23 protein-coding genes and 1 tRNA gene are annotated in these 26,139 nt (G+C 70.6%); 12 read left to right on the forward strand and 12 right to left on the reverse strand.

The genetic code is table 11. The features are described from left to right. Nucleotides 1–42 precede the first annotated feature (42 nt). Nucleotides 43–873 carry an FHA domain-containing protein gene (locus HNQ58_RS03785; RefSeq protein WP_183947461.1) on the forward strand — a complete coding sequence of 277 codons (831 nt, stop codon included), beginning with the start codon at nt 43–45 and terminating at the stop codon, nt 871–873. On the opposite strand, the gene HNQ58_RS03790 is transcribed toward HNQ58_RS03785, so the two are convergent. Further along, nucleotides 849–1,469 (reverse strand): protein-methionine-sulfoxide reductase heme-binding subunit MsrQ, encoded by a 621-nt coding sequence (locus tag HNQ58_RS03790; RefSeq protein WP_183947462.1) that lies wholly within the window; start codon nt 1,467–1,469, stop codon nt 849–851. The genes HNQ58_RS03785 and HNQ58_RS03790 overlap by 25 nt on opposite strands. Continuing rightward, complete coding sequence (msrP, locus tag HNQ58_RS03795; protein WP_183947463.1) at nt 1,460–2,383, reverse strand: protein-methionine-sulfoxide reductase catalytic subunit MsrP; 924 nt, start codon at nt 2,381–2,383, stop codon at nt 1,460–1,462. The genes HNQ58_RS03790 and msrP overlap by 10 nt, the downstream gene beginning before the upstream one ends. Before the next feature lie 163 nt (nt 2,384–2,546). Here msrP and serC point away from each other — a divergent pair, with 163 nt between their 5' ends. The 4 genes from serC to aroA all read left to right on the forward strand — a co-directional run bounded on the left by serC (nt 2,547) and on the right by aroA (nt 7,271). Further along, nucleotides 2,547–3,632, forward strand: coding sequence for a 3-phosphoserine/phosphohydroxythreonine transaminase (gene serC / locus HNQ58_RS03800; protein ID WP_183947464.1), 1,086 nt, complete (start codon nt 2,547–2,549; stop codon nt 3,630–3,632). Nucleotides 3,633–3,637: 5 nt separating this feature from the next. Next, on the forward strand, nt 3,638–4,756 hold the full coding sequence (gene pheA / locus HNQ58_RS03805; RefSeq protein WP_183947465.1) for a prephenate dehydratase: 1,119 nt from the start codon (nt 3,638–3,640) through the stop codon (nt 4,754–4,756). An 80-nt stretch (nt 4,757–4,836) separates the two neighbouring features. Then, the gene (hisC, locus tag HNQ58_RS03810; RefSeq protein WP_183947466.1) at nt 4,837–5,955 is read left to right on the forward strand and encodes a histidinol-phosphate transaminase; all 1,119 of its coding nucleotides are present in this window, start codon (nt 4,837–4,839) and stop codon (nt 5,953–5,955) included. Then, the gene (gene aroA, locus HNQ58_RS03815) at nt 5,952–7,271 is read left to right on the forward strand and encodes a 3-phosphoshikimate 1-carboxyvinyltransferase (protein ID WP_183947467.1); all 1,320 of its coding nucleotides are present in this window, start codon (nt 5,952–5,954) and stop codon (nt 7,269–7,271) included. Before hisC ends, aroA begins: the two co-directional genes overlap by 4 nt. 1 nt (nt 7,272) lies before the next feature. Here aroA and HNQ58_RS03820 read toward each other — a convergent pair whose 3' ends face one another. Continuing rightward, nucleotides 7,273–7,902, reverse strand: a complete 630-nt coding sequence (locus HNQ58_RS03820; protein WP_221301135.1) for an energy transducer TonB — start codon at nt 7,900–7,902, stop codon at nt 7,273–7,275. 142 nt (nt 7,903–8,044) lie between these two features. On the opposite strand from HNQ58_RS03820, the gene serS reads away from it, so the two are divergent. Continuing rightward, nucleotides 8,045–9,325 (forward strand): serine--tRNA ligase, encoded by a 1,281-nt coding sequence (serS, locus tag HNQ58_RS03825; protein ID WP_183947468.1) that lies wholly within the window; start codon nt 8,045–8,047, stop codon nt 9,323–9,325. 96 nt (nt 9,326–9,421) lie between these two features. On the opposite strand, the gene HNQ58_RS03830 is transcribed toward serS, so the two are convergent. Then, a complete protein-coding gene (locus HNQ58_RS03830) occupies nt 9,422–10,003 on the reverse strand; it encodes an FMN-dependent NADH-azoreductase (RefSeq protein ID WP_183947469.1) in 582 nt (193 codons plus the stop codon). Nucleotides 10,004–10,109: 106 nt separating this feature from the next. On the opposite strand from HNQ58_RS03830, the gene HNQ58_RS03835 reads away from it, so the two are divergent. The 3 genes from HNQ58_RS03835 to HNQ58_RS03845 all read left to right on the forward strand — a co-directional run bounded on the left by HNQ58_RS03835 (nt 10,110) and on the right by HNQ58_RS03845 (nt 12,226). Further along, nucleotides 10,110–11,099, forward strand: a complete 990-nt coding sequence (locus tag HNQ58_RS03835; protein ID WP_183947470.1) for a LysR substrate-binding domain-containing protein — start codon at nt 10,110–10,112, stop codon at nt 11,097–11,099. A 390-nt stretch (nt 11,100–11,489) separates the two neighbouring features. Beyond that, nucleotides 11,490–11,579, forward strand: a tRNA-Ser gene (locus HNQ58_RS03840). After that, on the forward strand, nt 11,552–12,226 hold the full coding sequence (locus HNQ58_RS03845) for a putative glycolipid-binding domain-containing protein (protein WP_183947471.1): 675 nt from the start codon (nt 11,552–11,554) through the stop codon (nt 12,224–12,226). Before HNQ58_RS03840 ends, HNQ58_RS03845 begins: the two co-directional genes overlap by 28 nt. 169 nt (nt 12,227–12,395) lie before the next feature. Here the strand turns inward: HNQ58_RS03845 and HNQ58_RS03850 are convergent, their stop codons facing one another. Genes HNQ58_RS03850 through HNQ58_RS03865 form a run of 4 tightly spaced genes read right to left on the reverse strand, consistent with a single transcriptional unit; the run spans nt 12,396 to nt 14,642 of the window. Beyond that, nucleotides 12,396–12,929 (reverse strand): DUF1697 domain-containing protein, encoded by a 534-nt coding sequence (locus HNQ58_RS03850; RefSeq protein ID WP_183947472.1) that lies wholly within the window; start codon nt 12,927–12,929, stop codon nt 12,396–12,398. Continuing rightward, on the reverse strand, nt 12,926–13,519 hold the full coding sequence (locus HNQ58_RS03855) for an IMPACT family protein (RefSeq protein WP_183947473.1): 594 nt from the start codon (nt 13,517–13,519) through the stop codon (nt 12,926–12,928). The genes HNQ58_RS03850 and HNQ58_RS03855 overlap by 4 nt, the downstream gene beginning before the upstream one ends. Further along, on the reverse strand, nt 13,516–14,091 hold the full coding sequence (locus HNQ58_RS03860) for a hypothetical protein (protein ID WP_183947474.1): 576 nt from the start codon (nt 14,089–14,091) through the stop codon (nt 13,516–13,518). Before HNQ58_RS03860 ends, HNQ58_RS03855 begins: the two co-directional genes overlap by 4 nt. Beyond that, nucleotides 14,091–14,642, reverse strand: a complete 552-nt coding sequence (locus HNQ58_RS03865) for an RNA polymerase sigma factor (protein WP_183947475.1) — start codon at nt 14,640–14,642, stop codon at nt 14,091–14,093. The genes HNQ58_RS03860 and HNQ58_RS03865 overlap by 1 nt, the downstream gene beginning before the upstream one ends. A 74-nt stretch (nt 14,643–14,716) precedes the next feature. Between HNQ58_RS03865 and HNQ58_RS03870 the strand changes: the two genes are divergently transcribed. After that, nucleotides 14,717–17,686 carry an EAL domain-containing protein gene (locus tag HNQ58_RS03870; protein ID WP_183947476.1) on the forward strand — a complete coding sequence of 990 codons (2,970 nt, stop codon included), beginning with the start codon at nt 14,717–14,719 and terminating at the stop codon, nt 17,684–17,686. Nucleotides 17,687–17,732: 46 nt separating this feature from the next. On the opposite strand, the gene HNQ58_RS03875 is transcribed toward HNQ58_RS03870, so the two are convergent. Both HNQ58_RS03875 and xseA read right to left on the reverse strand, forming a co-directional pair. Continuing rightward, nucleotides 17,733–20,339, reverse strand: a complete 2,607-nt coding sequence (locus HNQ58_RS03875) for a TonB-dependent receptor plug domain-containing protein (RefSeq protein WP_183947477.1) — start codon at nt 20,337–20,339, stop codon at nt 17,733–17,735. Between the two features lie 302 nt (nt 20,340–20,641). Next, nucleotides 20,642–22,060: an exodeoxyribonuclease VII large subunit gene (gene xseA, locus HNQ58_RS03880; RefSeq protein WP_343057174.1), complete on the reverse strand. Its 1,419-nt coding sequence runs from the start codon at nt 22,058–22,060 to the stop codon at nt 20,642–20,644. A gap of 125 nt (nt 22,061–22,185) precedes the next feature. Between xseA and HNQ58_RS03885 the strand changes: the two genes are divergently transcribed. Next, nucleotides 22,186–23,844 carry a hypothetical protein gene (locus tag HNQ58_RS03885; protein ID WP_183947478.1) on the forward strand — a complete coding sequence of 553 codons (1,659 nt, stop codon included), beginning with the start codon at nt 22,186–22,188 and terminating at the stop codon, nt 23,842–23,844. Next, nucleotides 23,841–25,079 (forward strand): flavodoxin-dependent (E)-4-hydroxy-3-methylbut-2-enyl-diphosphate synthase, encoded by a 1,239-nt coding sequence (gene ispG, locus HNQ58_RS03890; protein ID WP_183947479.1) that lies wholly within the window; start codon nt 23,841–23,843, stop codon nt 25,077–25,079. The genes HNQ58_RS03885 and ispG overlap by 4 nt, the downstream gene beginning before the upstream one ends. A 145-nt stretch (nt 25,080–25,224) precedes the next feature. On the opposite strand, the gene HNQ58_RS03895 is transcribed toward ispG, so the two are convergent. Continuing rightward, a complete protein-coding gene (locus HNQ58_RS03895) occupies nt 25,225–25,500 on the reverse strand; it encodes an STAS domain-containing protein (protein ID WP_183947480.1) in 276 nt (91 codons plus the stop codon). Beyond that, nucleotides 25,497–26,123, reverse strand: coding sequence for an MlaC/ttg2D family ABC transporter substrate-binding protein (locus HNQ58_RS03900; protein WP_183947481.1), 627 nt, complete (start codon nt 26,121–26,123; stop codon nt 25,497–25,499). The genes HNQ58_RS03895 and HNQ58_RS03900 overlap by 4 nt, the downstream gene beginning before the upstream one ends. Nucleotides 26,124–26,139 lie beyond the last annotated feature (16 nt).

Raw genomic sequence — 26,139 nt, forward strand, 5'->3', positions numbered from 1 at the left:
TGCCGCCAAGGCTTTCCGGGCGCATGTTATCGTTCCGCCCGCATGATGCGGCTCAGCTTCCCGAACGGTGAACACCCCGACCTGCGCCTGGACGAGGGCGATGTCTCGATCGGCAGCGCCGCGGACAACCGGGTCGCCATCGCCGATGCCGGACTGGCGCCGCACCACGCCCGCATCGTCGCCGATCGCCGCGGCGCCTGGCTGCACGTGTCAGCCGAGGCGCCGCCGGTCCACCTCAACGCCCGCCCGGTGCGCGAGCTGGCCATGCTGCGCAAGGGCGACGTGGTCTGTCTCGGGCATGTCCACCTGCTGCTGTGTGCGGACGAGCACGGGTCCCAGGTGCTGCCGATTCCTCCGGCGCCACCCGCTGACGATGCCGAGCCGGCGCTGCCGCGGGTGGTTCTGCGCGGCGTGGCCGGAGCGCACTTCGGTCGCAGCCATGCGATCGAGCGCACGCTGCTGATCGGCCGCGGCGAGGGGGTCCAGGTCCGTCTCGACAACCCCGCCGCTGCCGAGCGCCATGCCCAGATCGAGCTGCACGGCGAGCGCGTCGTGCTGCGACGGATCGGGGGCGAGGTGATGGTCAACGGCATGCGCGTCGGCGACAGTCTGCTCGCGCCCGGCGACCAACTGGTGATCGAGTCCGACCGCTTTGTGCTCGAAGCGCCCGGCCTCGCCCGTCCGCCGGGCATGACGGGGGGCGCGGCGACGTCCGGCGTGCCGAATGCCAACCATCATGTCATCGCCAGCCAGGCCGACGAGGACGATGGCGTCGGTCGCGGCGTCGCCGTGTGGTGGCTGATCGCCGCTGCCGCCGTGCTCGCGGCGGTCATCACCGCGGTGCTGGTCTACGGCCCGCGCGCCACCGGTTGAAGTCGCGGCTGCGCTCGCCCTCGCGCCAGACGGATGCCCAGCAGCAGTGCCAGCGCGACCGCGTAGAACGACGGCTCGCGCAGATCCGCCTTCACCAGCCACCAGAAATGCAGCACCGCCAGCACGGCGATGGCGTAGACCAGCTTGTGCAGCCGGCCCCAGTGCCGGCCCAGGCGCCGCATCATGGCGCGGGTCGAGGTCAGCGCCAGCGGCAGCAGGCCGAGCCAGGCGAGAAAGCCGACGGTGATGTACGGGCGCTCGACGATGTCCTCCAGGATCTGCGTCCAGTAGCCGCCGAGGTCGAGCACGACGTATGCCGACAGGTGCAGGCTGGCCCAGGCGAACGCCCACAGCCCGAGCATGCGGCGGAAATGTATCAGCGCCGGCAGTCCGGTCAGATGGCGCAGCGGGGTGATCGCCAGCGAGGCGAGCAGGAAGCGCAGCGCCCACAGGCCGCTGAAGCGGGTGATCGCCACGACCGGATCGGCGCCGAGGCCGTCGCTGGCGATCAGCCAGGCGAGCCAGGCCAGCGGCAGCGCCGCCAGCGCGTGCGCCGCCAGTCTGGCGAGCGCGAGGCGGCCGGCGCTCAGAACCACAGCCGCAAGTCCATGCCGGCATACAGCGATGCCACCTCGTCGGCATAGCCGTTGAACGGCAGTGTCGGGATGCGCTCGGCGAACAGCTTGCTGCCGCTGCCGGCGATGCGGCGCTCGGTCTTCTGGCTCCAGCGCGGGTGGCGCACGGCCGGGTTCACGTTCGAGTAGAAGCCGTACTCGTTGGGCTGCGACAGGTTCCAGCTGGTCGGCGGCATCTGCTCGACGAAGCTGATCTTGACGATCGACTTGATGCTCTTGAAGCCGTACTTCCACGGCACCACCAGCCGCAGCGGCGCGCCGTTCTGGTTGGGCAACTCGCGGCCGTACAGACCGGTGGCGAGCAGGGTGAGCGGGTGCATGGCCTCGTCGATGCGCAGGCCCTCGCGGTAGGGCCACTGCAGGATGCGCTGGCGCACGCCGGGCATCTGGCGCGGGTCGGCCAGCGTCTCGAAGGCGACGAACCTGGCGCGCGAGGTCGGCCGGAAGCGTTTGAGCAGGTCGGCCAGCGGGAAGCCCAGCCACGGAATCACCATCGACCAGCCCTCCACGCAGCGCAGCCGGTAGATGCGCTCCTGCGCCTGGTGCGGCTGGATCAGGTCGTCCAGCTCGAAATGGCCGGTGACCTCGGCCTCGCCCGCGATGGTCACGCCCCAGGGCCGGGTCACCAGTGTGTGGGCATGCTTGGCAGGGTCGGTCTTGGCGGTGCCGAACTCGTAGAAGTTGTTGTAGTTCGTGACGTCGGCCCAACTGGTCAGCGCTTCGGCTTGCGGCGTGGGGGGTACCGCTTCCTGGTGGGCGTCGGAGCAACCGGGCAGGGCGAGCAGGGGTGCGGCCAGAGCGGCGCCCATCAGCTGGCGGCGCCGCAGGTAGACGCTCTCGGAGGTGATTTCGGAGGGGCGGATGCGGATGGGCATGGGGGTGCTCCTGGATACTTTTCCGACCCTTCCGGAGTCACGGAGTTGCGGAAAAGGTGCGCGGCGCAGAGACCAGCGTGCAGGCCCGCCTGTCGACGTGCCGTGGCGGCTACCTTGCTGCACTGCGTCATGCTAGCCTCGGATTCCCTTCCAGGAGGCGGAAATGTCGCGCGTCTACAACTTCAGTGCAGGTCCGGCGGCGTTGCCCGAGCCGGTGCTTCGTCAAGCCCAGGCCGAGCTGCTCGAATGGGGCGGGCAGGGTGCCTCGGTCATGGAGTTGAGCCATCGCGGCAAGCCTTTCATCGAGGTCGCTGCCCGCGCCGAGCGCGACCTGCGCGAGCTGATGGGGATTCCCGAGGACTACGCCGTGCTGTTCCTGCAGGGCGGCGCCACCCAGCAGTTCGCGCTGATCCCGATGAACCTGGCCGAGTCGGGCCAGACCGCCGACTACGTGCTTACCGGCCACTGGGCACAGAAAGCCGCCGCCGAGGGCGCGCACCATGTCAAGGTCAACATCGCCGCCAGCGGCGAGGCCGACGACTTCACCGCCATCCCGCCGCGCGAGTCGTGGCGGCTGACGCCCGGCGCGGCCTACCTCCACTACACCCCGAACGAGACCATCCACGGCGTCGAGTTCCATCACGTGCCCGATGTCGGCGACGTGCCGCTGGTGGCGGACATGTCCTCGAACATCCTGTCGCGGCCCGTCGACGTGTCGCGTTTCGGCCTGATCTACGCCGGCGCGCAGAAGAACATCGGCCCGGCCGGGCTGACGCTGGTCATCGCGCGACGCGACCTGCTGGCCCGCGCCGGCCAGCCGCGGGCGAAGATCCTGCGCTACGCCGAGCACGCCGCGCAGGACTCGATGCTCAACACCCCGCCGACCTTCGCCTGGTACCTGGCCGGGCTGGTGTTCCAGTGGCTGAAGGCCGAGGGCGGGCTGGGGGCGATGGCCGCGCGCAACCGGCGCAAGGCCGAGCGGCTGTACGCCGCCATCGACGGCTCCGGCGGCTACTACCGCAACCCGGTCGATCCGGCCTGCCGCTCATGGATGAACGTGCCCTTCACCCTGCACGACAGCGCGCTCGACGCCGCCTTCCTCGACGAGTCGCAGGCCGCGGGCCTGCATGGCCTGAAGGGCCACAAGGCGGTCGGTGGCATGCGCGCCTCGCTCTACAACGCCGTGAGCGAGGAGGCGGTGGCAGCGCTGGTCGACTTCATGGGCGACTTCGCCCGCCGCCACGGCTGACGACGATGCCCCCGAAGAAGCAGCCCGCCGCCAAACCGCCGGCCCCGCGGATGGATCTGGCCGAGGCACGCGCCCGCATCGACGGCATCGACCGGCAGATCCAGGCACTGATCGCCGAGCGCGCGCGCTGGGCGCAGCAGGTCGGCAAGGCCAAGGGACCGCTCAGGCGCGCGGTGGACTACTACCGGCCCGAGCGCGAGGCGCAGGTGCTGCGTGGCGTGATCGACCGCAACCAGGGGCCGCTGTCCGACACCGAGATGGTGCGGTTGTTTCGCGAGATCATGTCGGCCTGTCTGGCCCAGCAGGAGCCGCTGAAGATCGGCTACCTCGGCCCCGAGGGCACCTTCAGCCAGCAGGCGGTGCTCAAGCATTTCGGCCATTCGGCCAAGGGCCTGCCGCTGAGCGGCTTCGACGAGGTGTTCCAGGAGGTGGAGGCCGGCCATGCCGATTTCGGCGTGGTGCCGGTGGAGAACTCCAGCGAGGGCACCGTGCACTCGGCGCTCGATCACTTCCTGCACACGCCGCTGAAGATCTGTGGCGAGATCGAGCTGCGCGTGCACCAGTACCTGTTCTCGCGCAGCGGCCGGATCGAGGACATCGAGCGCGTCTATTCGCACCCGCAGTCGCTCGGCCAGTGCAAGGGCTGGCTGCGCGCGCACCTGCCGGACGCCGAGCGCATCGCGGTCGGCAGCAATGCCGAGGCGGCGCGGCGCGCGCGCAACCAGGAGGAAGCCGCGGCCATTGCCGGCGAGCACGCCGGTCATGTCTATGGCCTGAGGACGGTCGCCGGGCCGATCGAGGACCGGCCCGACAACACCACCCGCTTCCTGGTGCTGGGCCGCGAGATCTTTCCGCCTTCCGGTCACGACAAGACCTCGCTGCTGATCGCCACCCGCGACCGCCCCGGCGTGCTGTTCGACCTGCTGCGACCGCTGGCCGAGCGCGGCCTGAGCATGACCCGCATCGAGTCGCGCCCGGCGCGCACCGGCAAGTGGGAGTACGTTTTTTTCGTCGATGTCGAGGGGCACATCGAGGATCCCCGCCTGGCCGAGGCCGTGGCCGAGGCGCGCCGCGCCGCAGCCGAGGTGCGGGTGCTGGGCTCGTATCCGGTGGCGTTGCCGTGACAGGGCCGGGACCGGGGACCCGGGACCCGTGGCCCGGGAAAAGCTCCGCGCCTTCAGCCCCCTGCCCTCAGACCTCGCCAATGCACGAGAACGACTTCCTCGCCCTGGCCCAGCCCGGCCTGCGCCGGCTCAGGCCCTACGACCCCGGCCACGACATCGTCGCGCTGCGCCGCCGCTTCGGCGCGCGGCTGGTGGAGCTGGGTGGCAACGAGAACCCGCACGGCCCCAGCCCGCGCGCCCGCGAGGCGATCCTCGATGCACTCGGCCAGCTCGCCCGCTATCCCGATCCGCTCGGCGGCGACCTCAAGGCCGCGCTGGCGAACAAGCTCGGCGTCGATGCCGCACAGATCCTGCTCGGCAATGGTTCGCACGAGCTGCTGATGCAGTTCGCGCAGGCCTTCTGCGGGCCCGAGGCCGGCGTGGTCATGTCGCGCTACGGCTTCGCCGTGTATCCGCTGGCGGCGCTGGCCGCCGATGCGCCGCTGACCGTCGCCGAAGCGCTGCCTGAGGGCCATCCGATGCACCGCGGCCACGACCTCGACGCGATCCGCGCCGCAGTGGACGAGCGCACGCGGCTGGTCTACCTGTGCAACCCGAGCAATCCGGTCGGCACCTGGTTTCCCAGCGCCGACCTTGAACGCTTCCTCGCCTCGTTGCCCGAGCAGGTGCTGGTCGTCGTGGACGAGGCCTATGCCGAATACGTCGAGGTGCCGGAGCTGCAGAGCGCGCTGACGCTGCTGCCGCGCTTCCCGCGCCTGATCGTCACCCGCACCTTTTCCAAGGGTTACGGGCTGGCCGGGCTGCGGGTTGGTTACGCGGTGGCGCAACCGGGGCTGGTGGCGGTGATGGAGCGGCTGCGCGAGAGCTTCAACGTCAACCTGCCCGGGCTGGCCGCCGCCGAGGCCGCGCTGGCCGACGAGGAGCACCTGGCCTGGCATGTCGAACAGAACCGCATCGAGCGCGAGTGGCTGAGCACGCGCCTTCGCGACCGCGGTCTGTACGTGCATCCCTCGCAGACCAATTTCCTGCTGGTGGATTTCGGCCGCGACGCCACGCCGTACGAGGAGGCCCTGCTGGCGCAGGGTGTGGTCCCGCGCCCGATGCGCGGCTACGGCCTGCCGACCTGCCTGCGCATCAGCATCGGCACGCGCAGCGAGAACCAGCGGCTGCTGTCGGGGCTGGAGGGAGCCGGCGCATGAGCGGCGCATCGTCCCTGGACTGGCTCGCCGGCCCGGCCGGCCCGCTGCGCGGCGAACTCGTCGTGCCCGGCGACAAGTCGGTGTCGCACCGCGCGGTGATGCTGGGCGCGATCGCCGAGGGCGTCACCCGGGTACGCGGTTTTCTCGAAGGTGAGGACACGCGGGCGACGGCGCGCATCCTCGGCCAGCTCGGCGCGCGCATCGAGGCGCCGGCGGCCAGCGAGCGCATCGTCCACGGCGTCGGCCTGCACGGGCTGCGCGGCTGCGCCGACGACCTGGACTGCGGCAATGCCGGCACCGGCATGCGTCTGCTGGCCGGGCTGCTGGCGGGGCAGGTCTTCGACAGCCGGCTGGTCGGCGACGCCTCGCTCTCGCGCCGGCCGATGGGGCGGGTGATCGAGCCGCTGGCGCGGATGGGGGCGCGTATCGAGGCCGCCGAGGGCGGTCGCCCGCCGCTGATAATTCACGGCAACAATGCATTGCAAGGTATTGATTATGAAATGCCTGTGGCCAGCGCGCAGGTGAAGTCGGCGCTGCTGCTGGCGGGGCTGTACGCGCGCGGGGAAACCAGGGTGCGCGAGCCGCATCCGACCCGCGACTACACCGAACGGATGCTGGCCGCATTCGGCTGGCCGGTGGCTTTCCGTCCCGGCGAGGCCGCGCTGAGCGGCGGGCAACGGCTGCGCGCGACCGAGGTCGTCGTCCCGGCGGATTTCTCCTCGGCGGCGTTCTTCCTGGTCGCCGCCACGCTGGTGCCAGGCTCCGAGCTTCGACTGCGCGCGGTCGGCATCAACCCGCGCCGCACTGGCCTGCTGCACGCGCTGCGGGCGATGGGGGCGGACATCCGGGTCGAGAACGCGGGCGAGCAGGGCGGCGAGCCGGTGGCCGATCTGGTCGTCCGCCACGCGCCGCTGCGCGGCATCGAGATCGACACCGCCTGGGTGCCGGACATGATCGACGAGTTCCCGGTCCTGTTCGTGGCCGCGGCCTGCGCGCGGGGACGTACCGTGGTGCGCGGCGCCGCCGAACTGCGGGTGAAGGAGTCCGACCGCATCGCCGCCATGGCCGAGGGGCTGCGTGCGCTCGGCATCGCCGTCGAGGAGCGTCCCGACGGCGCGGTGATCGAAGGCGGCCGCTTGCGCGGCGGCGCGGTGGACAGCCGTGGCGACCATCGCATCGCGATGAGCTTCGTGGTGGCGGCGCAGTTGGCCGGCGACCAGGTGCGGATCGGCGACTGCGCCAACGTCGCGACCTCGTTCCCCGGTTTCGAAGCGCTGGCGCGCGGCGCCGGAATGGGAGTGCGCAGGGCGGGCTGAGTCAGCGTTCCAGACGGAACGCGATCGGGATCAGCACGCTCGACGGCACCGGTTGGCCGTCGTGCAGCGCCGGCTCGAAGCGCCAGCGCCGCACCGCCGCCACCGCCGCCGCATCGAGCTGGCGCGCGCCGCTGCCACGCTCCACCTGCACCCGCGTCGGCCGGCCGCGGGCATCCACCTCGACCCGCAGCAGCACCTCGCCCTCGATGCGCCGACGCAGCGCCTGCGACGGGTAGCCCGGCGCGGGCTGGTTCGGCAGCGGACGGGCCTGGCGTTCGCTGACGACGACCGTGTCGCCGGGTGTCGACGCCGGCGCCTGGTCGACGATGCGCGGGTCGACGTACGGCGGTGGCCGCATCCCTGCCGGTGGCGCTTCCGGAATCGCCAGGTCGGGCGCGGGGCCTGGCGGCGTCGGCAGCGTCGGCGTGGTCCCCGCGGCGGGTGCCGGGTCGGGCGGGGGCGGAGGCGGGCGGTTCGTTTCCGGCAGGCCGAAACGGAGCAGCCCGAGCAGCACGCCGAGGGCGAGCGCCAGCGCGAACACGCCTGCAGCCCGCGCGGCCGGGTGGCGGGTGAGGGCACGCCAGCGGTTTCCGGCTTCGTGGGAGGCTGGGGTCGGCTCGGTCGCGGCCATGCTCGATGGAAGGAGTGGACTGGTCCGAGTAGGCCGCAGAACCGCCAGCCGCCGCAAGTTTCGTTCGTGTGCGTTTGCCCGCGGGGGCGGGTGGCCGCGATAATCGCCGGCTTCCCGTCCGATACCGACACCGGAGCAAGCCATGCTCGATCCCGCCCTGTTGCGCGGCCAGCTCGCGGCCACCGCCGAGCGCCTGCAGGCCACCCGCGGCTTCAGCCTCGATGTCGCCGCGCTCGAACGCCTCGAAGCCGAGCGCAAGCAGATCCAGACCCGCACCCAGGAGCTGCAGAACCTGCGCAACACCCGCTCCAGGGCGATCGGCATGGCCAAGGCCAAGGGCGAGGACACCGCCGCGCTGATGGCCGAGGTCGCCGGCATCGGCGACGAGCTGAAGGCCTCCGAGGTGCGGCTGGACGAGATCCGCGCCGAGCTGGAGAAGATCGCGCTGGGCATTCCCAACCTGCCGCACGAGAGCGTGCCGGTCGGCCCCGACGAGAGCGCCAACCGCGAAATCCATCGTTGGGGCGAGCCGCGCGCGTTCGACTTCCCGGTCAAGGACCACGTCGAACTCGGCGAGCGCCACGGCTGGCTCGACTTCGACGCCGGCGCCAAGCTCAGCGGCGCGCGTTTCACCGTGATGCGCGGCCAACTCGCCCGCCTGCACCGCGCGCTGGCGCAGTTCATGCTGGACCTGCACGTCAACGCGCACGGCTACGCCGAGTGCAACGTGCCGTTGATCGTCAACGCCGACTCGATGCAGGGCACCGGCCAGCTGCCCAAGTTCGAGGAGGACCTGTTCGCGACCCGGGTCGGCGACACCAGCCGCTACCTGGTGCCGACTGCCGAAGTGCCGCTGACCAACCTCGTCCGCGACGAGATCGTCGAGGACGGCATGCTGCCGATGCTGCTGACCGCGCACTCGCTGTGCTTCCGCGCCGAGGCCGGCAGCCACGGCCGCGACACCCGCGGCATGATCCGCCAGCACCAGTTCGAGAAGGTCGAGCTGGTCGCCATCGCCCGTCCGCACGAGAGCTACGAGATTCACGAGCGGATGACCCGCCACGCCGAGATCGTGCTGGAGAAGCTCGGCCTGCCGTACCGCCGCATGCTGCTGTGCAGCGGCGACATGGGCTTCGCCGCCGCCAAGACCTACGACCTGGAAGTCTGGCTGCCGGGCCAGCAGGCCTATCGCGAAATCAGCTCGGTCTCCAACTGCGAGGCCTTCCAGGCCCGCCGCATGCAGGCGCGCTGGCGCAATCCGGCTACCGGCAAGCCCGAGCCGCTGCACACGCTCAACGGCTCCGGCGTCGCCGTCGGCCGCTGCCTGATCGCGGTGATGGAGAACTACCAGAACGCCGACGGCTCGATCACCGTGCCCGAGGTGCTGCGGCCTTACATGGGTGGCGTCGAGGCGATCGCCTGAGCGCCTTGGCCAGGCGATCGGGACACTGCCAGCGGTCAGCAGGCAGGCCGGGAACCCAAACCGCTGCGATCCGCCCGGTTCGGCCCGGGTGGAGTTTCACGCCGCTCGTGGCAACAGTGCCGGCAGCTCGGCGAGGGCCGCCTTGAGCGCCGCCTCGCGTTGGGCAGGAGACAGGTTCAGCCCCTCGGCGCGGACGATGTGGAGGTCGTTCACGCCGATGAAGCCGAACACGTGCCGCAGGTAGCTTTCCTGGAAATCGGCCGGGCTGTCGGCCCCGTACTGGCCGCCGCGTGTGCTGACGACGATCACGCGCTTGTCGCCGGCCAGGCCCTGAGGGCCCTCGGCGGTGTAGCGGAAGGTCTTGCCGGCGACCACGATGCGGTCGATCCAGGCCTTGAGGGTGGAGGGGATGCTGAAGTTGTACATCGGGGCTCCGATCACCAGCACGTCGGAGGCCTGAAATTCGGCCAGCACTTCGGCGGCCAGTGCAGCCTGCCGTGGGTCGGCGGCGGTCAGGCTGGCCGCCGTCAGGTGCGGCAGGGGCTCGGCATCGAGGTCGCGGTAGCGGACCACGACGTTCGGGGCAGTCGACCGCAGGGCCGACACGATGGCGGTCGCGAGCTGGCGGCTGGCCGAGCCGTCGCCCATCGCACTCGAGTCGATATGCAGTACATTCATGACATTGCTCCCATGATCGTTGCACATGGAGCAACGATAAGATCTGACTTTTCCGGGATAAATGTCCTAAAAAGACATTGATCGTTCTCTTTATGGAACGAGGGCCATGCAGGATCTCAACGATCTCTACTACTTCGCCATGGTGGTCGAGCACGGCGGCTTCGCTGCCGCCGAGCGCGCGCTGGGCATCCCCAAGTCGCGGCTGAGCCGGCGCATCGCGCAGCTGGAGACCGACCTCGGCGTGCGCCTGCTGCAGCGCTCCACCCGCCGTTTCGCCGTGACCGATGTCGGCCAGAGCATCTACCGCCATGCCCAGAGCATGATCGAGGAGGCGCGGGCCGCGCGCGAGGTGGTCGACCGCCTCAGCGCCGAGCCACGCGGGCTGGTGCGGATGAGCTGCCCGGTGGCGCTGGCGCAGCGGCAGATCGCGCAGATCCTGCCCGACTTCCTCGCCTCGTACCCGCAGGTGCGCGTGCTGCTGCACGTCAGCAACCGCCGCGTCGATCTGATCAACGAAGGCATCGACATCGCCCTGCGCGTACGCTCGCAGCTCAACGACGACGGCAGCCTGGTGATGCGCAGCTTCGGCTCGATCCAGGAGCTGCTGGTCGCCAGCCCCGCCTATCTCGCCCGTCATGGCCGCCCGCGCACGCCCGACGAGCTGCGTGCGCACGTGAGCCTGAGCATGAGCGAGGAGGAGGGCAAGCAGCGCTGGGACCTGCAGGGCCCCGATGGCGAAACCGTGCGCATCGAGATGCAGCCACGGGTGATGGCGCACGACTTCCCCGTGCTGCGCGAGATGGCGGTGCGCGGTCTCGGCATCGCCTTGCTGCCGGAGACAGTCTGCGCCGACCAGGTGCGCACCGGCTCACTGGAGGTGGTGCTGCCGGACTGGAGTCTGCCGCAGGGCATCTGTCACGCCGTGTTTCCGACCCGGCGCGGCCTGCTGCCGGCCGTGCGCGTGCTGATCGACTTCCTTGCCGAGCGCCTGCCGCCGCTCATCGAGGCCTCGCGCCTGGATTGCGTCGGCTGCGACGGGCGCAAGGCAGTTTCGCCATCACCGGCCGGCGCGACAGCCGCCGCGCAAGGCAAGTAAACTGCGCATCCGCCGGCGGGCCTCGCGATGGTGGCCGCGCACCAGCGAAGTTTCCCGCCGCGCGATTCAGCAGTACCAGCAACGCAGAGATGGCCGAGTGGTCGCAGCCCGCGTCGTTTACGATCTGCCGGTGGCAGATCGTGACGCGGGCGAGGGTGAGGGTGACGCGGGCGAGGGTGAGGCAGGACGCCGAACGGCAGCGCACCAGGGATGGTTGCTCGCCGCGCAACCGGGGAGCATCGAGTACGGAGAGATGGCCGAGTGGTCGCAGCCCGCGTCGTTTACGATCTGCCGGTGGCAGATCGTGACGCGGGCGAGGGTGAGGCAGGATGCCGAACGGCAACGCACCAGGGAAGGTTGCTCGCCGCGCGATTCAGGAGCACCAACTACGGAGAGATGGCCGAGTGGTTTAAGGCAGCGGTCTTGAAAACCGCCAGGGGCGAAAGCCTCTCGTGGGTTCGAATCCCACTCTCTCCGCCACTTTCCGGCAGCGCCATCACGGCATGCTTGGCGATGATGCGACGACGGCCCGCCTCCCCTTGAAGACAACCTCCATCCTCTGGCGCCGCCTCGACCAGCCCGGTCACGAATTCGCTCGGCTGGCGCCGTGCGATGGCGGCTGGCTGCTGTCGGGCGCGGCGGTGCTGGCGGAGGCGGGTGAGCCGTGCCGGCTCGACTACCGCATCCGCTGCGATGCGCAGTGGCGAACGCTGGAGGTCGGGATCGAAGGCGTCGTTGGCACGCGCGAGGTCGCGCTGCGTGTCACGGTGGACGAGGCGCAGCGCTGGTTCGTCGATGGCGTGGAGTGCGCGGCGCTGGCCGGCTGCCAAGACGTCGACCTCGGCTTCAGCCCTTCGACCAATCTGCTGCCGATCCGCCGGCTCGCGCTGGCAGTGGGCGAGCAGGCGTCGGTACGCGCGGCATGGCTGCGGTTCCCGCAACTCGTGTTCGAGCCGTTGGAGCAGGTCTACCGACGGGTGGAGGCGAGGCGTTACGGCTACGAATCGGGCGGCGGGAGCTTCCGTGCCGAGCTCGATGTGGACGACGAGGGCTTCGTCGTCCGCTATCCGGATTTTTGGGAGCGGTTCGCGGCGGGGACCGGTCGAGGTCGGCGACGGCGAGGGTGAGGTGGTCGAGGCCGTCACCGGCGGGCGCCTGTGCGGCGCGTAGCAGGTCGGTGTCGCAGGAGCCGGCGCGCAGACTGCCGGAGATTCCGAGGATGCGGTTCATGGTGGGGCTCGTGCATCGCCGTGCGACGGTACGGGCATACGCTCGCCGTGAGCTTGACGGGCCCGGTCAGTCCCCGCCGGCCATCTCCAGAAGCTTGCTCACGGTGCGCCAGTTGCGCGCGGTGGCCGCCACACCCAGCGCCTTCTCGGCGCGCTCGGCGAGTCTGGATTTGCCGAAACCGTCGGGCGTGTGCAGATAGAAGGCGTGCTCGCCAAGAACATACCGCTCGCTGCCGCTGCGGTGACGCTCCAGCGCATCGAGGTCGGGTGCGGTGGCGGGCGCGGCAAGGAAGAACACATGCACGCGGGTCGGCGCGGCGTCGGCTTCCGGGAACGGATTGGCGGCGGCGATGGCGCGCAGGCGGGCGGCGTCGAACACCAGCACGTCCGGGGCGAAGCCGCACTCGCGCGCGATGGCGTCGCGCAGCGTGCCGGCCAGCCGGCGCGCATCGCGATGGCGGAAAACGACGTTGCCGCTCTGGATGTAGGTGCGAACATCCTCGCCGCCGAGCGACTGGATCAGCGCGATCAGCGACTTCATCGGCAGGCTGCGGGTGCTGCCGACGTTGATGCCGCGCAGCAGGGCGATCCAGGTGTTCATTCGGTCGTCTCCAGCCGGGCCTGTCCGCGCGTGGCGTCGCGGAGGGCGGCGGCCAGGGCGTCGAGGCGGTCGGCGGGCAGGCGGATGCGCAGGCGCAGGCCGTCGGCGGCGTAGTGTTCGTCGAGCTTCTCGGCCTGGTGCTGGGCGAGCAGGGTGTGCAGCGTGCCGGCGTGCTCGAAGCCGGCGGCGATGTCGGCTTCGCAGGTGTCGACCAGCGTGATGCGCGGGGCCAGTCGCAGGCACTCGGCGGCGGCGCCGCCATAGGCGCGCGCCAGGCCGCCGGCGCCGAGCTTAATGCCGCCGAACCAGCGCGTCACCACCACCATCACGCCGTCCAGCCCCTGCCCGTCGATGGCGGCGAGGATCGGCCGGCCGGCGGTGCCGGCGGGCTCGCCGTCGTCGCTGAAGCGGTAATGCTGCCCGATGCGGTAGGCCCAGCAGTTGTGGGTGGCGGCGGGGTCGGCGACCCGGTCGAGGAAGGCCAGTGCCGCCTCCGGCGAATCGACCGGCGCGGCCTGCGCCAGGTGACGGCTCTTCTTGACCTCCAGTTCGAACGAGGCCGGGCCGGCGAGGGTCTGCCGCCGGCTCATTCGGCCAGCGCCCGCAAGTCGTCGGGCAGCGGGTGGTCGGGGTGGACGTCGATGAAGCGGCGCAGGCTGCGGCGGGCGTCGTCGGCCTGGCCGGCGGCGAGGCGCTCGCGGATGCGCGCGATCCAGTCTGCCGGGGCGAGGCTTTCGTCGCTTTCCGGCGGCGGCAGTGTGGCATCGGGGACGGAGAGCAGGGCGGCGGCGGGCGCCGGCGGGGCGATGTCGCGCGTCTGCGGTCGCACAGTGTCGGCCGCAGCACGCCCGCGGACGCTGTCCGGTGCCGGGACAGTCTCGAGTGCGGGGGCGAGCGGCGCCACTTCGTCGAGCGGTGCGTCCGGGCGCTGCCATTGCCAGAACAGGGCGACTGCGAGCATGGCGGCGGCCGAGGCGCCGAAGCCCCAGCGCAGCGACAGGCGGCGGCGTGGGTTGTCCCGTTCGACAGCGGCGCGGGCGGCGGCGAGCACGGCGGCATCCAGCTGCGACGATGGGCCGCCGCCGGACAGGGCGCGGACGATGCGCGCCAGCGCGCGCTCCTCGGCGTCGTGGGCCTCCTTGCGCGGATCGTCGGTGTGCATCAGCTCGCCCTCAGTCTGGCGCGCAGCTTGTCCATCGCGTAGCGCAGCCGCGATTTGACGGTTTCACGGCCGACGCCGGTGATGCGGCCGATCTCCTCCAGCGACAGTTCCTGCTCCAGTCGCAGCAGCACCGCCTCGCGTTGCTCCGGCGGCAGTTCCTCCAGCGCGCGCTGCAGCCGGCGGCGCTCCTCGAATTCGGACAAACGCCTGTCGGGGGCATCCGGGTCTGCTTCGCGGGCGATGCGTTCCTCGCCGTCGGGCGGCGGATCCGGGCGGTGGCGCTTGGCGCGCCAGTGGTCGGCCAGCCGGTGGTGCGCCACCTGGTACAGCCAGGTGGCGAAGCGGGCTTCCGGCCGGTAGCGGATCCGGGCGGCGATCACCCGCTGCCAGACATCCTGGAACAGCTCTTCGGCCAGGCCGCGGTCGCGCACGCTGCCGTGCAGAAAGCGGAACAGCGGTGCGCGGTGACGGGCGTACAGCGTCTCGAAGGCGTTCGCCTCGCCACGGCCGAAGGCCTGCATCAGCTCCTCGTCGGTCGGCTCCCGGGTCATCGCCACAGCCTAGCCGCTGGCGAGGTCCACGGGAATGCTAGTCTTTGTCCGGGGCGTTGTTATGCTCCCGGGGCATGAGCCGGCGACGTATCCAGGCCAAGACCAGCAGGTCGCGCGACGCGCAGCGCACCAAGGCGTCGGCCTGGCGGGCCATCGCCTATGCCGAGGACATGGCCGCGCTGGCCGAGGTGCTGCGCGAATTCGCGGCCGGCGCGCCCGTGGCCCTGTGCTGCGGACGTTCGGGTGGGCGCAGCGGTCGTTTCGGCAGCGATGCCGGCCTCCCGGCCGACCTGCGCGATGCCCTGGCCGAGGCCATCGAGGCCCTCGACGACCGTCCGCGCCGCAGCGGGTCGGGTGCCGGTTTCGCCCAGGCGAGGGCCGTCCCGCATGCGCTGGGCTGGGTGGCGGTGGCGCTGGGATGCGAGGGGCAGTGCTCCGAGGACCGCCTGCGCCACCTCGCCGATGCCGCGCTGCGTCGGGCGGCCACCCTGCTCGAGCGCGAGCACCTGCACGAGACCGTGCACCGGTTGGAGAAGGCCGAACTGCTGCAGAGCGCGCTCTACGCCATCGCCGACATGGCCAGCGCGCCGCTCGAGATGAGCGAGATGCTGCGCGGCATCCATCGGATCGTGTCCGACCTGATGTATGCCGAGAACTTCTACATCGTCCTCTACGATGCCGCACGCGAATCGATCCGCTTCCTCTATTTTGCCGACTCCAAGGACAACTTCGCCCCCGATCCGGAGACCGAGTTCGCCATCGCCGACCTGCCGAACAGTCTCACCGTGGCGCTGATCCGCCGCGGCCAGTCGATGATGGGCCCGTCCGGTCGTGTCGCGGAAGAGCTCGGGCTGGCGTCCAGCCCGCAGACCGGGCCGGAGAGCGAGGACTGGCTGGGCGTGCCCATGCTCGACGACCACGGCGTGCGCGGCGCCGTCGTGGTGCAGAGCTACGACCACGGCGTGCGCTACAGCGAGGAGGACCGGACGCTGCTGACCTTCGTGGCGCGGCATATCCTGACCGCTCTGTTGCGCAAGCAGGGACAGCACGAGCTGGAGCAGCGGGTGCGCGACCGCACCCGCGCGCTCGCCGCCGCGAACGACGAGCTGCGCCAGGAGATCGAGGAGCGCCAGCGCGCCCAGCGCCTGCTGGCCGCGCAGTTCCGCATCGCCGAGCTGTCCATCGGCGCCGACAGCATGGAGTCGTTCTATGCCCAGGTGCATGCCGTGGTCGGCGAGCTGCTGTACGCGAAGAACTTCTTCATCGCGCTGCTCTCCGAGGACGGCACGGCACTGGAGTTCCCTTACTCGGTGGACGAGCGTGACCCGCCACGGCCACGTCGCCTGCTCGGGCGCGGACTCACCGAGTACGTGCTGCGCACCGGCCGTCCGCTACTGGTCGATCAGGCAGCCCACGAAGCGCTGCAGGCGCGGGGCGAGGTGATCACCTCCGGCGCGCCCTCGGACTGGTGGCTGGGAGTGCCGCTGGTGCAGGACGAGCGCACCATCGGAGTGCTTGCCGTGCAGAGCTACTCGCCCGGGATCGGCTTCAACCTGCACGATCAGGAGCTGCTGAGCTTCGTCGCCTTCCATATCGCTGCCGGCCTGGAGCGCAAGCAGGCGCAGGATCGCCTCAAACTCGCCTATGCCGAGCTGGAGCAGCGCGTCGAGGAACGCACCCATGCCCTGGCCGAGGCCAACCGCGAACTGCGCGCGATGATCGCCGAGCGCGAGCGCGCGGAGGAGCGGCTGACCCACCAGGCTCTGCACGACAGCCTGACCGGGCTGCCCAACCGCGTCCGTCTGCTCGACCGGCTGCAGGCGGCGATGGCACGCTATCACCGCGACCCGCGAAGGTCGTTCGCGGTGCTGTTCCTCGACCTCGACCGCTTCAAGGTGGTCAACGACAGTGTCGGCCACCTGATCGGTGACGAGATGCTCGTGCAGGCCGGCCGGCGCATCGCCGGCGCGGTGCGCGAGCCGGATACCGTGGCCCGGCTCGGGGGAGACGAGTTCGCCATCCTGCTGGAGGAAATCCACGGCGAAGAGGAGGCGTGCGAGGTGGCGGCGCGCGTGATCGACGCACTCGCCGCGCCGATGATCATCGGCGACAAGGAGCTGTACACCTCGGCCAGCATCGGCATCGCCATGGCCCATCCGCGCTACAGCCAGGGCGAGGAACTGCTGCGCGACGCCGATGTGGCGATGTATCGGGCCAAGGCTGCCGGCCGGCAGCGCTACGAGATCTTCGACGAGCAACTGCGCCATGAGGCCTTGCGCGTGCTCGACATCGAAAGCGACCTGCGCCGGGCCCTGGCCACCGGCGATTTCGAGCCGCACTTCCAGTCCATCGTGCGGCTCGGCGATGCCCACCGGGTGGGTCTGGAGTCGCTGTTGCGCTGGCGCCATCCCTGCCACGGCATTCTCTGTCCCGAGCACTTCCTGGCCGTGGCGCAGGACAGCGGCCTGATCGAGCAGATCGATTGGCTGCTGTTCGAGCGCACCTGCCGGCTCGCGCCATCCCTGCTCGGCCCCGGGCAGTACGTCAGCATCAATGTCTCGCCACGTCATTTCCGTTCGCCGCGACTGGCCGGGCGACTGCTGGAGCTGATGGCCGTCAATGGCCTGGCGCCGTCACAGGTGCGCATCGAGATCACCGAGGGGGCCCTGCTCGACGACTCCTCGGTGGTGCGCGACAGCCTGGTGCAGTTGCGCGAGGCCGGTGTCGTGGTACAGCTGGATGACTTCGGTACCGGCTATTCGGCACTGTCGTACCTGCACCGCTTCCCGATCGGCTCGCTCAAGATCGACCGCAGCTTCATCGCCGGGCTGGACAGCAGCTCCGGGCAAGGTGGCACGGCGGTGGTGCGTGCCATCCTGGCACTGGCGCGCTCGCTCGGCATCGAGGCGATCGCCGAGGGCATCGAAACCCCGGCGCAGCGCGAGACGCTGATCGGGCTGGGTTGCGCCTACGGCCAGGGCTACCTGTTCGACGCGCCATGGGCGGCCGGCGAGATCGGCGCGCCGGACGTTCACCTGGCCTGACTGCCGCACCCCGGCCGCAGCCGGGGTGCGGGCGATGTTGCGACGGTTACCAGACGTCGACCGACAGGCGCACGTACCACTCGCCGCCGTTGAAGCCGAACGGGGAGGACAGCGGATAGCTGAGCCCGAGGAAGTTCAGCACCCCGTTGGTTTCGCGGTCGGGATAGGTGTCGAAGATGTTCTGTCCGCCCACGGTGAGGTGGAACCGGTCGCGGATGTGCCAGGTCGCAGCCAGGTCGAACAACCACTTGGAACCGAAGCTGGCCCGTTCGCCGAAGGTGAAGTCCTGCCAGCCGGAGTAGCGGTTGGCACGCACGAGCAGGTCCACGTTCCACGGCGAGCGGTAGTCGAAGGTCAGCACCGAGCGGTTGCGCGGCAGCTGGTTCTCCAGGTCGAACACGCGCTCCTCGTCGATCGTGCCCGGATCGAAGCGTCGCACCTTCTGCTTGTTGTAGCTGTGGCGCGCGTCGAAGATGGCCCAGCCGTACTCGCCGAAGTCGGCGCGGTAGTTGGCCACCAGATCCACGCCCTCCACGGTGGTGTCGAAGGCGTTGGTGAAGAACGACACGAAGCCGAGCAGTTCGGCGCCGGGCACGCCGGCGTCGATCAACCGCTGCTGTTCGGGCGAGCCGGGCTCGATGTTGAAGCTGGCCAGTGCGATGCGGTCGTCGACGTCGATGTTGTAGTAGTCGAGCGTCACGGTGAAATCACGTGACGGTGCGTACACGATGCCGGCCGAGTAGGCGAACGACTCCTCGACTTCCAGCGGCCGCGAGCCCAGCGCGACCGAGGCCGGATGGCTCACTGGGAAGGTGCCCAGCGGCACCAGTGTGCCGGAGGCGTCGGCGGTGGTGGTCACGTCCAGCGTATTGGCCTGGCCCGGCGTCGGCGCGCGGAAGCCGGTGTTGACCGTGCCGCGCAGGGCGAATGTCTCGCTGGCCTGGAAGCGCGCCGACACTTTCCAGTCGAAGTGGGTGTCGAAGGCTGCCGATTCCTCGACGCGGCCGGCCAGGCCTACCGTCAGCCGGTCGGTCGGATCGGTCTCGAGGTCGAGGTAGGTGGCCCAGCTGTTCTGGCTGAAGCGGCCGGCCGATTCCGGGCCGTCGCCCTGGAAGCCGTCCGAGCCGACGCCGAACAGCAGCGCGGTGGGGCCGCTCTCGTACGAGGCGGGGTCGCCCTGGCCGATGATGTAAGTCTCGCTGCGCCATTCGGCGCCGAAGGCGATGTTGAGCGGCGCGGCGAACACGCTGTTCTCCAGCGCGTAGGCGAAGTCCAGGTTGACGCCACGCTCGCGCTGCGTCAGCGTGCCGGGCCGGAACTCGGTCGGGCTGAGGCGACCGAGGCTGGGGTTGATCGAGTCGCGCAACAGGTAGGCGACCCGGTTCTCGCCCAGGCGCCCGCTCAGATCCCAGCGCAGGCCGCCGGCGCTTTCGCCGCGGATGCCGAGAACGGTTTCGAAGTCCTCGATCTCGGCGCCGAAGGTGGGCGTGTAGCCGCCCGGGAAGCGGGTATGGATCGGGTTCAGGGCAACCCAGCCGGACGGGCTGGTCGCGCTCGGGGTGAGGTAGTCGGCCGGGTTGAGGCCGCGGGCGATGATGGCGTTGACCAGGGCCTGGTCGACCGGGTCGGGCTGGCCGTCGCCGTCGCTGTCCACCATCAGCGTGCCGCGCGGGCGGATGCCGGGTACGCCGACCGGGGTGCGATAGAAGAAGCTGGAGTCGAAGTCCTGGTCGGCGTAGCTGCCGAAAGCGTAGGCGCGAACGCTGTCGCTGACCCCGATCTCGCTGTTGAAGAACAGCCGGATGCCCTCGGCATTGGGATCGCCCCAGCGCTGGCCGAGGCCGTTGAACGGCACCCGGTCGCGACCGACGATGTTGCCCACGACGGCGGCGTCGGCGCGCGGATGGCCGCGCGAGGTGAAGTCGTTGTTGAAATACTCGGCGGTGAGGTTGAAGAAGCCGTCGCTGGTCAACGGCGTGCCCCAGCTGAGCGATGCGCGGTACTTGTCGCCGTCGCCTTCGTAGGTCGAGCCGTATTGGCCGTCGATCTTCAGGCCGCTGGAGTAGTCGTTGAGGATGATGTTGATGACGCCGGCGATCGCATCGGAGCCGTACTGCGCCGAGGAGCCGTCACGCAGCACCTCCACGCGTTGGATCGCCGCGGCCGGGATCAGGCCGAAATCGACCGCCTGCGCGCCCTGGTTGACCGTGCCGAACGGCTCGACCTGCAGGTTGACCAGCGCTGAGCGGTGGCGGCGCTTGCCGTTGATGAGCACCAGTGTCTGGTCGGGCGGCAGGTTGCGCAGGCTGGCCGGGCGGATGAAGGCGGTGCCGTCGGCGATGGGGAAACGCTGGGTGTTGAACGACGGTGCGATGTTGGCCAGCTGGTCGGTGAATTCAGGCGAGGACTGCCGTTCCAGCGTCGTCGGGTAGAACACGTCGATCGGCGAGATCGACTCGGTCGGCACGCGACCGCGCACACGGGTGCCCGTGACGATGATCTGGTCGAGCTGGGCGACTTCCTCTTCGGCGGCCGTGGCCTCCTGTGCCTGGGCCGGGACGGCCAGCACGGCGCAGAACAGCGCCGTGGCCGAGTACAGGGCCGAGCGGCGCAGTCTCGCGCCGGCATGCTGACGGATCCCGGCGCCAGGCATGCCCGGCCGTTGCGGCCTGGGCCTCTTGCATTTCTGCGTCTGCATTGTCTTGCTCCCCTGAACGTGTCGAAGGACGGCCGCCTGCCGACGGCCACCGGCGGGAGCCGCCCTCCGGTTGGCCGGAGTGGTCTTTCGGACTCCCGTCATCAGCGCTTTTACTCTTTTCTTACATCCAGGGAAAGGGTTTTCTCCGGGGATAAAAGCTTTTCTGAAACAGACGGTTGCATTCCGGCGACGCGGAGCGCATCGCTGTCGGACGGACGGCGGGACAGGGACAAGCAGGGGGCGGAGGGCTGGCCGGGTCAGTCGTCCTGCCGGTCGTCGACCGTCAGATGCCGCTGGCCGTCGGCGAACTGCGCCCGCACGCGCCGCCCAGGCGTCGCCTCGCCGGCGAGCCGCAGCAGCGCCCCGCTGTCGCGGTCGCGCAGGATCACGTAGCCGCGCGCCAGCGTGGCCAGGGGGCTGGTGGCTTCCAGTGCGCGGGCGAGCCCCGCCAGGCGCAGGGCCTGCTGCTCGAGTCGGCGCGCGAGCAGGAACTGTTGGCGCTCGCGCAGGCGACGCAGGCGTTCGCGCGAATCCTGCAGACGCCGCCGGGGATGCACTGCCCGCAATCGTGCGGCCGCCGTCGCCAGGCGGCCCTGGCTGCGCTCGATCAGGCGTCGCGCGATCAGCCGCAGTCGTGCGGCCGCCGCCGCCAGGCGACCCTCGCTGCGCTCGATCAGGTGTCGCGCGACCAGCCGCAGGCGGTGGTCGAGATCGCCCAGGCGCTGGCGGCTGCGGGCCACGCGCTGCTGCGGGCTGACGGCGCGCAAGCGCAGCCAGGCGCGGTCGGCACGCTGCGCCAACCCCCGATGCAGGCGGGCGAAGGCGCTGTCCAGCCGTCGCCGTTGGGCGGCGAGGGCGGCCAGCAGTTCGCCGCGATCGGGGGCGAGCAGTTCGGCGGCGGCCGAGGGCGTGGGGGCGCGCAGGTCGGCGGCGAAGTCGGCCAGGGTCACGTCGATCTCATGGCCGACGGCCGATACCAGGGGTACTGGCGATTCGACGATCAGGCGCGCCAGCGCCTCGTCGTTGAAGCACCACAGGTCTTCAAGCGAGCCGCCGCCACGGGTCAGCAGCAGGGCATCGTGGCGTCCGCTGGCGTAGGCGCGGCGCAGCATGGCGGCGATTTCGGCGGCGGCGCTCGTGCCCTGCACCGGTACCGGCAGGATTTCCGCCTCGATCAGCGGGAAACGCCGGCCGAGCACGCTGAGCACGTCGCGCACCGCGGCACCGTGCGGCGAGGTGAGAATGCCCAACCGGCGCACGAAGCGCGGCAGCGGGCGCTTGCGGGCGGCGTCGAAGAGGCCCTCGGCGGCGAGTCTGGCCTTCAGCTCCTCGAAGGCGCGGCGCAGGGCGCCTTCGCCGGCCTCTTCCATGTGATCGAGCACCAGCTGGCAGTCGCCACGCGGCTCGTACAGGGTGAGCCGGCCGCGGGCGAGCACGCGCTGGCCATCGGCGGGGCGGAAGCGCAGCAGCAGCGCCTTGTTGCGGAACAGTGCGCAGCGCACCTGGGCACGCTCGTCCTTGAGGCTGAAGTACAGGTGGCCGGAGGCCGGGCGCGACAGATTGCTGATCTCGCCTTCGATCCAGACCAGCGGAAAGGCATCCTCCAGCAGATCGCGCGCCAGCGCGTTGAGCTGGCCCGGGGTCAGTATCTGGCGTTCGTGGGCAAGGTCGGACACGTACGGGCTCCGGGGGCGGCCGGCCAGCATGCCGCTGCCGACCGTCAGCGGCAAGCCGCGGCGGCCGGTCGCGGGCCCGGAGGGCGGGCGGTCTAGAATATGCATCGGTTCCTCCGGCGAAACCCATGACCAGCCCCAGCTACCGCCATCTGCGCGACCTGCCGCCGATCGAAAGCAGCGGCAAGGCCTCGGTCTTGCCGACCGACGCGCGGCGGCTCGCCGCCTGGGTGGCGGCCCTGCCGCGCGCCAATCCGGCCGTCGTGCAGGAGCAGCTGCGCGACGCACTGGATGCGCTCGCCGCGCAGCGCCTCAGCGGCGGCGCCCGCTTCGATGCGCTGGAGCTGCTGCGCTCGCCGGTGGCGGAGGCCGTCGCACAGCTCGAAGGCCAGTTCGTCGGCGCCACCTTTCCGCTCCCGCCGGCCAAGGTCCGTGCCGCGCAAGACGCCGAACGCTTCCACGTCGCTCTGGCGCATGGCTACCGCCTGGCCGCGGCCGACCTGTGCACGCCCACGGGCAAGCCGCCGATGCTTCGCGGCGGCACGGTCGCCACGGCACTGGGACGCGCCATGCATCATTACGGCGCCGCGCTGGCCAAGGCCTGGCAGGTCTACCGCGCCCCTCAGCCAGGCAGTTGGCAGGGCCTGCATCGTTGCCATGCGTTCGCCGTCGAGTGCGGACTCGGCAGCAAGACGATCGACGATCCGCTGGCCGGGTCGCGCCAGACGCTCGACGCGATCTACTGTGCGACCTTGCTGGCCTCGCTGTGCAACCCCTACGCACACAGCCAGGCCGAACAGGAGGTGCTGTGGGCGCTGGCGCGTGCCTACGCGCCGCAGTGCCCGCTGTCGGGCGAGGGCGGGCCGGATGCGCTCGCCATGATCGATCCCGAAAGCGACTGCGGCCCGGGGATCGGTGGTGGCGGCCCGGACGGCGCGGCCTACCTGGACACGTCGCGACTGCGCGCCGACATCGACCACGCGCTGGCGCACGGCGGCGAAAGCCGCCTGCGGCTGTCGCCTTCGCACGGCGTGGTCGTGCAGAGCGGGCGCAAGCTGCTGGAGAGCGTGCAGCGCAGCCTGGGGCAGGCGGTGGCGGCCCGTGCCGAGGGGCGCCTGCCGGGCGGTCACGTGCTCGACTGCGTGATCGGCATGAGCGTGCTGCACTACTACCTGGCCGGCCGGCTGGACTTCGACGCCTTCGTGCGCCAGGCGCGCGAAGGCCAGATCCAGATGGTCGACCGCGCCGCCTGGACGCATGCCGGCGGGGAATTGACGCGCCTGCCGCCCGTGCCGACGCAGGTGCTGGATCAGAGCCTGCACGGCTATCGTGTCGCCTGGGGGAGCGATGCACAGGCGCGTGCCCGGGTCGGCGAACTGGTCGGTTTGTCGCTGCCGGACGAGCCGGACGACGAGCGCGACTGGATGGTCGGCATCATCCGCTGGCTGCGCTACGAGGAGGACGGCAGCATTTCGGCCGGCATCGAGCTGCTGGCGCGACGCGCCCATGCGGTCGGCCTGCGCGGGCTGAACGGGCGGGGCGACGACCGTCCGCCGCTGCGGGCCTTGGCCCTGTTGCCGCTCGACGGCGAGACCGGCGCGCGGTACCTGAGCCAGGAGCCCGGCGAGTTCGACGGCGGCGAGATCGAGATCCTGCGTCCATCGCGGCTCGACGGCGCGGGCGAGAACATCCTCAGTGCGTCGCGGACACGCCTGGGTCTGCTTCACAACGGCGGCGACTACGTGCTTTACGGCACCTCCGCGTCCGCCCGGGAGTCGTTTTCATGAGCGATCGTTACGGACCCGCGCCGCGTCGGCGTGCGCGGGCGGTACGGGTCGGCACCGTCACGGTCGGCGGCGATGCGCCGGTCGTGGTGCAGTCGATGACCAACACCGACACCGCCGACGTCAAGGCCACCGCGCAGCAGATCGCCGAGCTGTGGCGTGCCGGTTCGGAGGTGGTGCGCGTCACCGTCAACACGACCGAGGCCGCCGCCGCGGTGCCGCGCATCGTCGAGCGGCTGGCGATGATGGGTGTGGAGGTGCCGATCGTCGGCGATTTCCACTACAACGGTCACCAGCTGCTGGCCGCCGAGCCGGCCTGCGCGGAGGCGCTGGCCAAGTACCGCATCAACCCGGGCAACGTCGGCTTCGGCAAGAAGAAGGACGTGCAGTTCTCGACGATCGTCGAGACCGCCATCCGCTACGGCAAGCCGGTGCGCATCGGCGTCAACTGGGGCTCGCTGGACCAGTCGCTGGCCGCGCGGCTGATGGACGAGAACCACGACCGCGCCGAGCCCTGGGACGCCGCGCGCGTGCTGCGCGAGGCGCTGATCGTGTCGGCGCTGGAGTCGGCGCAACGCGCCGAGGCGCTGGGCCTGCCGGGCGACCGCATCATCCTCAGCGCCAAGGTCAGCGGCGTGCAGGAGCTGATCGCGGTGTACCGTGACCTGGCCGCGCGCTGCGACTATCCGCTGCACCTGGGGCTGACCGAGGCTGGCATGGGAAGCAAGGGCATCGTCGCCTCCACCGCGGCGCTGGCGGTGCTGCTGCAGGAGGGTATCGGCGACACCATCCGCATCTCGCTCACCCCCGAGCCGGGCCAGTCACGCACCGCCGAAGTGGTCGTTGCCCAGGAACTGCTGCAGACCATGGGCCTGCGTGCGTTCACGCCGCTGGTCACCGCCTGTCCGGGCTGCGGGCGCACCACCTCGAGCTTCTTCCAGGAGCTGGCCAAGACCGTGCAGGAACATGTCCGGGCCAAGATGCCGGAGTGGAAGCTCAAACATCCCGGTGTCGAGAATCTCTCGCTGGCGGTGATGGGCTGTGTGGTCAATGGCCCTGGCGAGAGCCGTCATGCCGACATCGGCATCTCGCTGCCGGGTACCGGCGAGGCGCCGGCCGCGCCGGTGTTCATCGACGGCGTGAAGGCGATGACCCTGCGCGGCGACAACATCGCCCGCGAGTTCGTGGCGATCATCGACGACTACGTCGCGCGTCGCTATCGGGCCGAAGCCGGCTGATCCGGCCGAGCGAGCAGGCCTGCGCCGCGCCCGGCGGGCGGGCGAGCGCGACTCAAGCAGACGGACCGGTTCGATGCGATCGGGTATGACGCGGCGCTGGAGGACAATCTGCGCCGCACGCTCTACTGACGGCGCACTGCGAGGATCAGGGGAAGTCGCTGAAATCCGGCGCGATGCGGTAGGCGCGGCACAGTTCGTCGAGGCCGGCGGGATGTCCCTCGATACGTGGGCGGCGGCCGCTCACAGCCTCGATGCGGGCGATCAGTTCGGCCAGCAGGGCGATGCCGGCCACGTCGATACGGTCGATGCCGCGCAGGTCGATGGTCTCCACGTGGCGCAGACCGGCGTCATGCAACGGGAAGTCGGCGACGCGCTCGCGGTCGAGCGCGCCGTCCAGCCTGAGCACAGTCTCGGAGCTCACTGGGCGTCCCTGATCTGGATGCGCCCGGCACGCAGGTCCTCGGTGACCTGGGCGATGCCGCGCTGGCGCAGCGGTTCGTCGAACTGGGTGCGGTAGGTCTGCACGTAGGAGATGCCCTCGACGATCACGTCGAACACCTTCCAGTCGTCGCCGCGCTTGCGGAACAGGTACTGCACTGGCACCGGCGCGCCGGAGGCGCGCAGCACCTCGGTGTTCACCCGCACGATCTGGCCATCGCGCAGTGGCTGCTCGCCGGTGACCCGGACACGGGTCTTGTCGGGATCGATCTCCAGCAGGGCGCGACCGTAGCGGTGCAGCAGATTGTCCGCCAGCGCCTGGGCGAAGGCGTCCACCTCGGCGTCACTGGCTCGGCGGCCGTGCAGGCCGAGCACCATGCGGGCCGAGTAGTTCTGGTCGAGCACTTCGCCCAGTGTGCTGCGGATGAACTCCTGCAGCGCCGCGTCGTTGGCGTTGAACTCGTCGCGGCGTTCCTTGATGCCAGCCAGGACGGCAGCGGTGGTCTGCTCGATGACCAGCTTCGGGCGCGGGCCGGCGACGGCGGCGCCGACGACCAGCATCAGCGCAGCGGCGGCCAGCAGTCGCAACAGGGGGGCGGGAAACATGACGGAAACTCCTTGG

The sequence above is a fragment of the Rehaibacterium terrae genome (assembly GCF_014202935.1).
GTDB lineage: Bacteria > Pseudomonadota > Gammaproteobacteria > Xanthomonadales > Xanthomonadaceae > Rehaibacterium > Rehaibacterium terrae.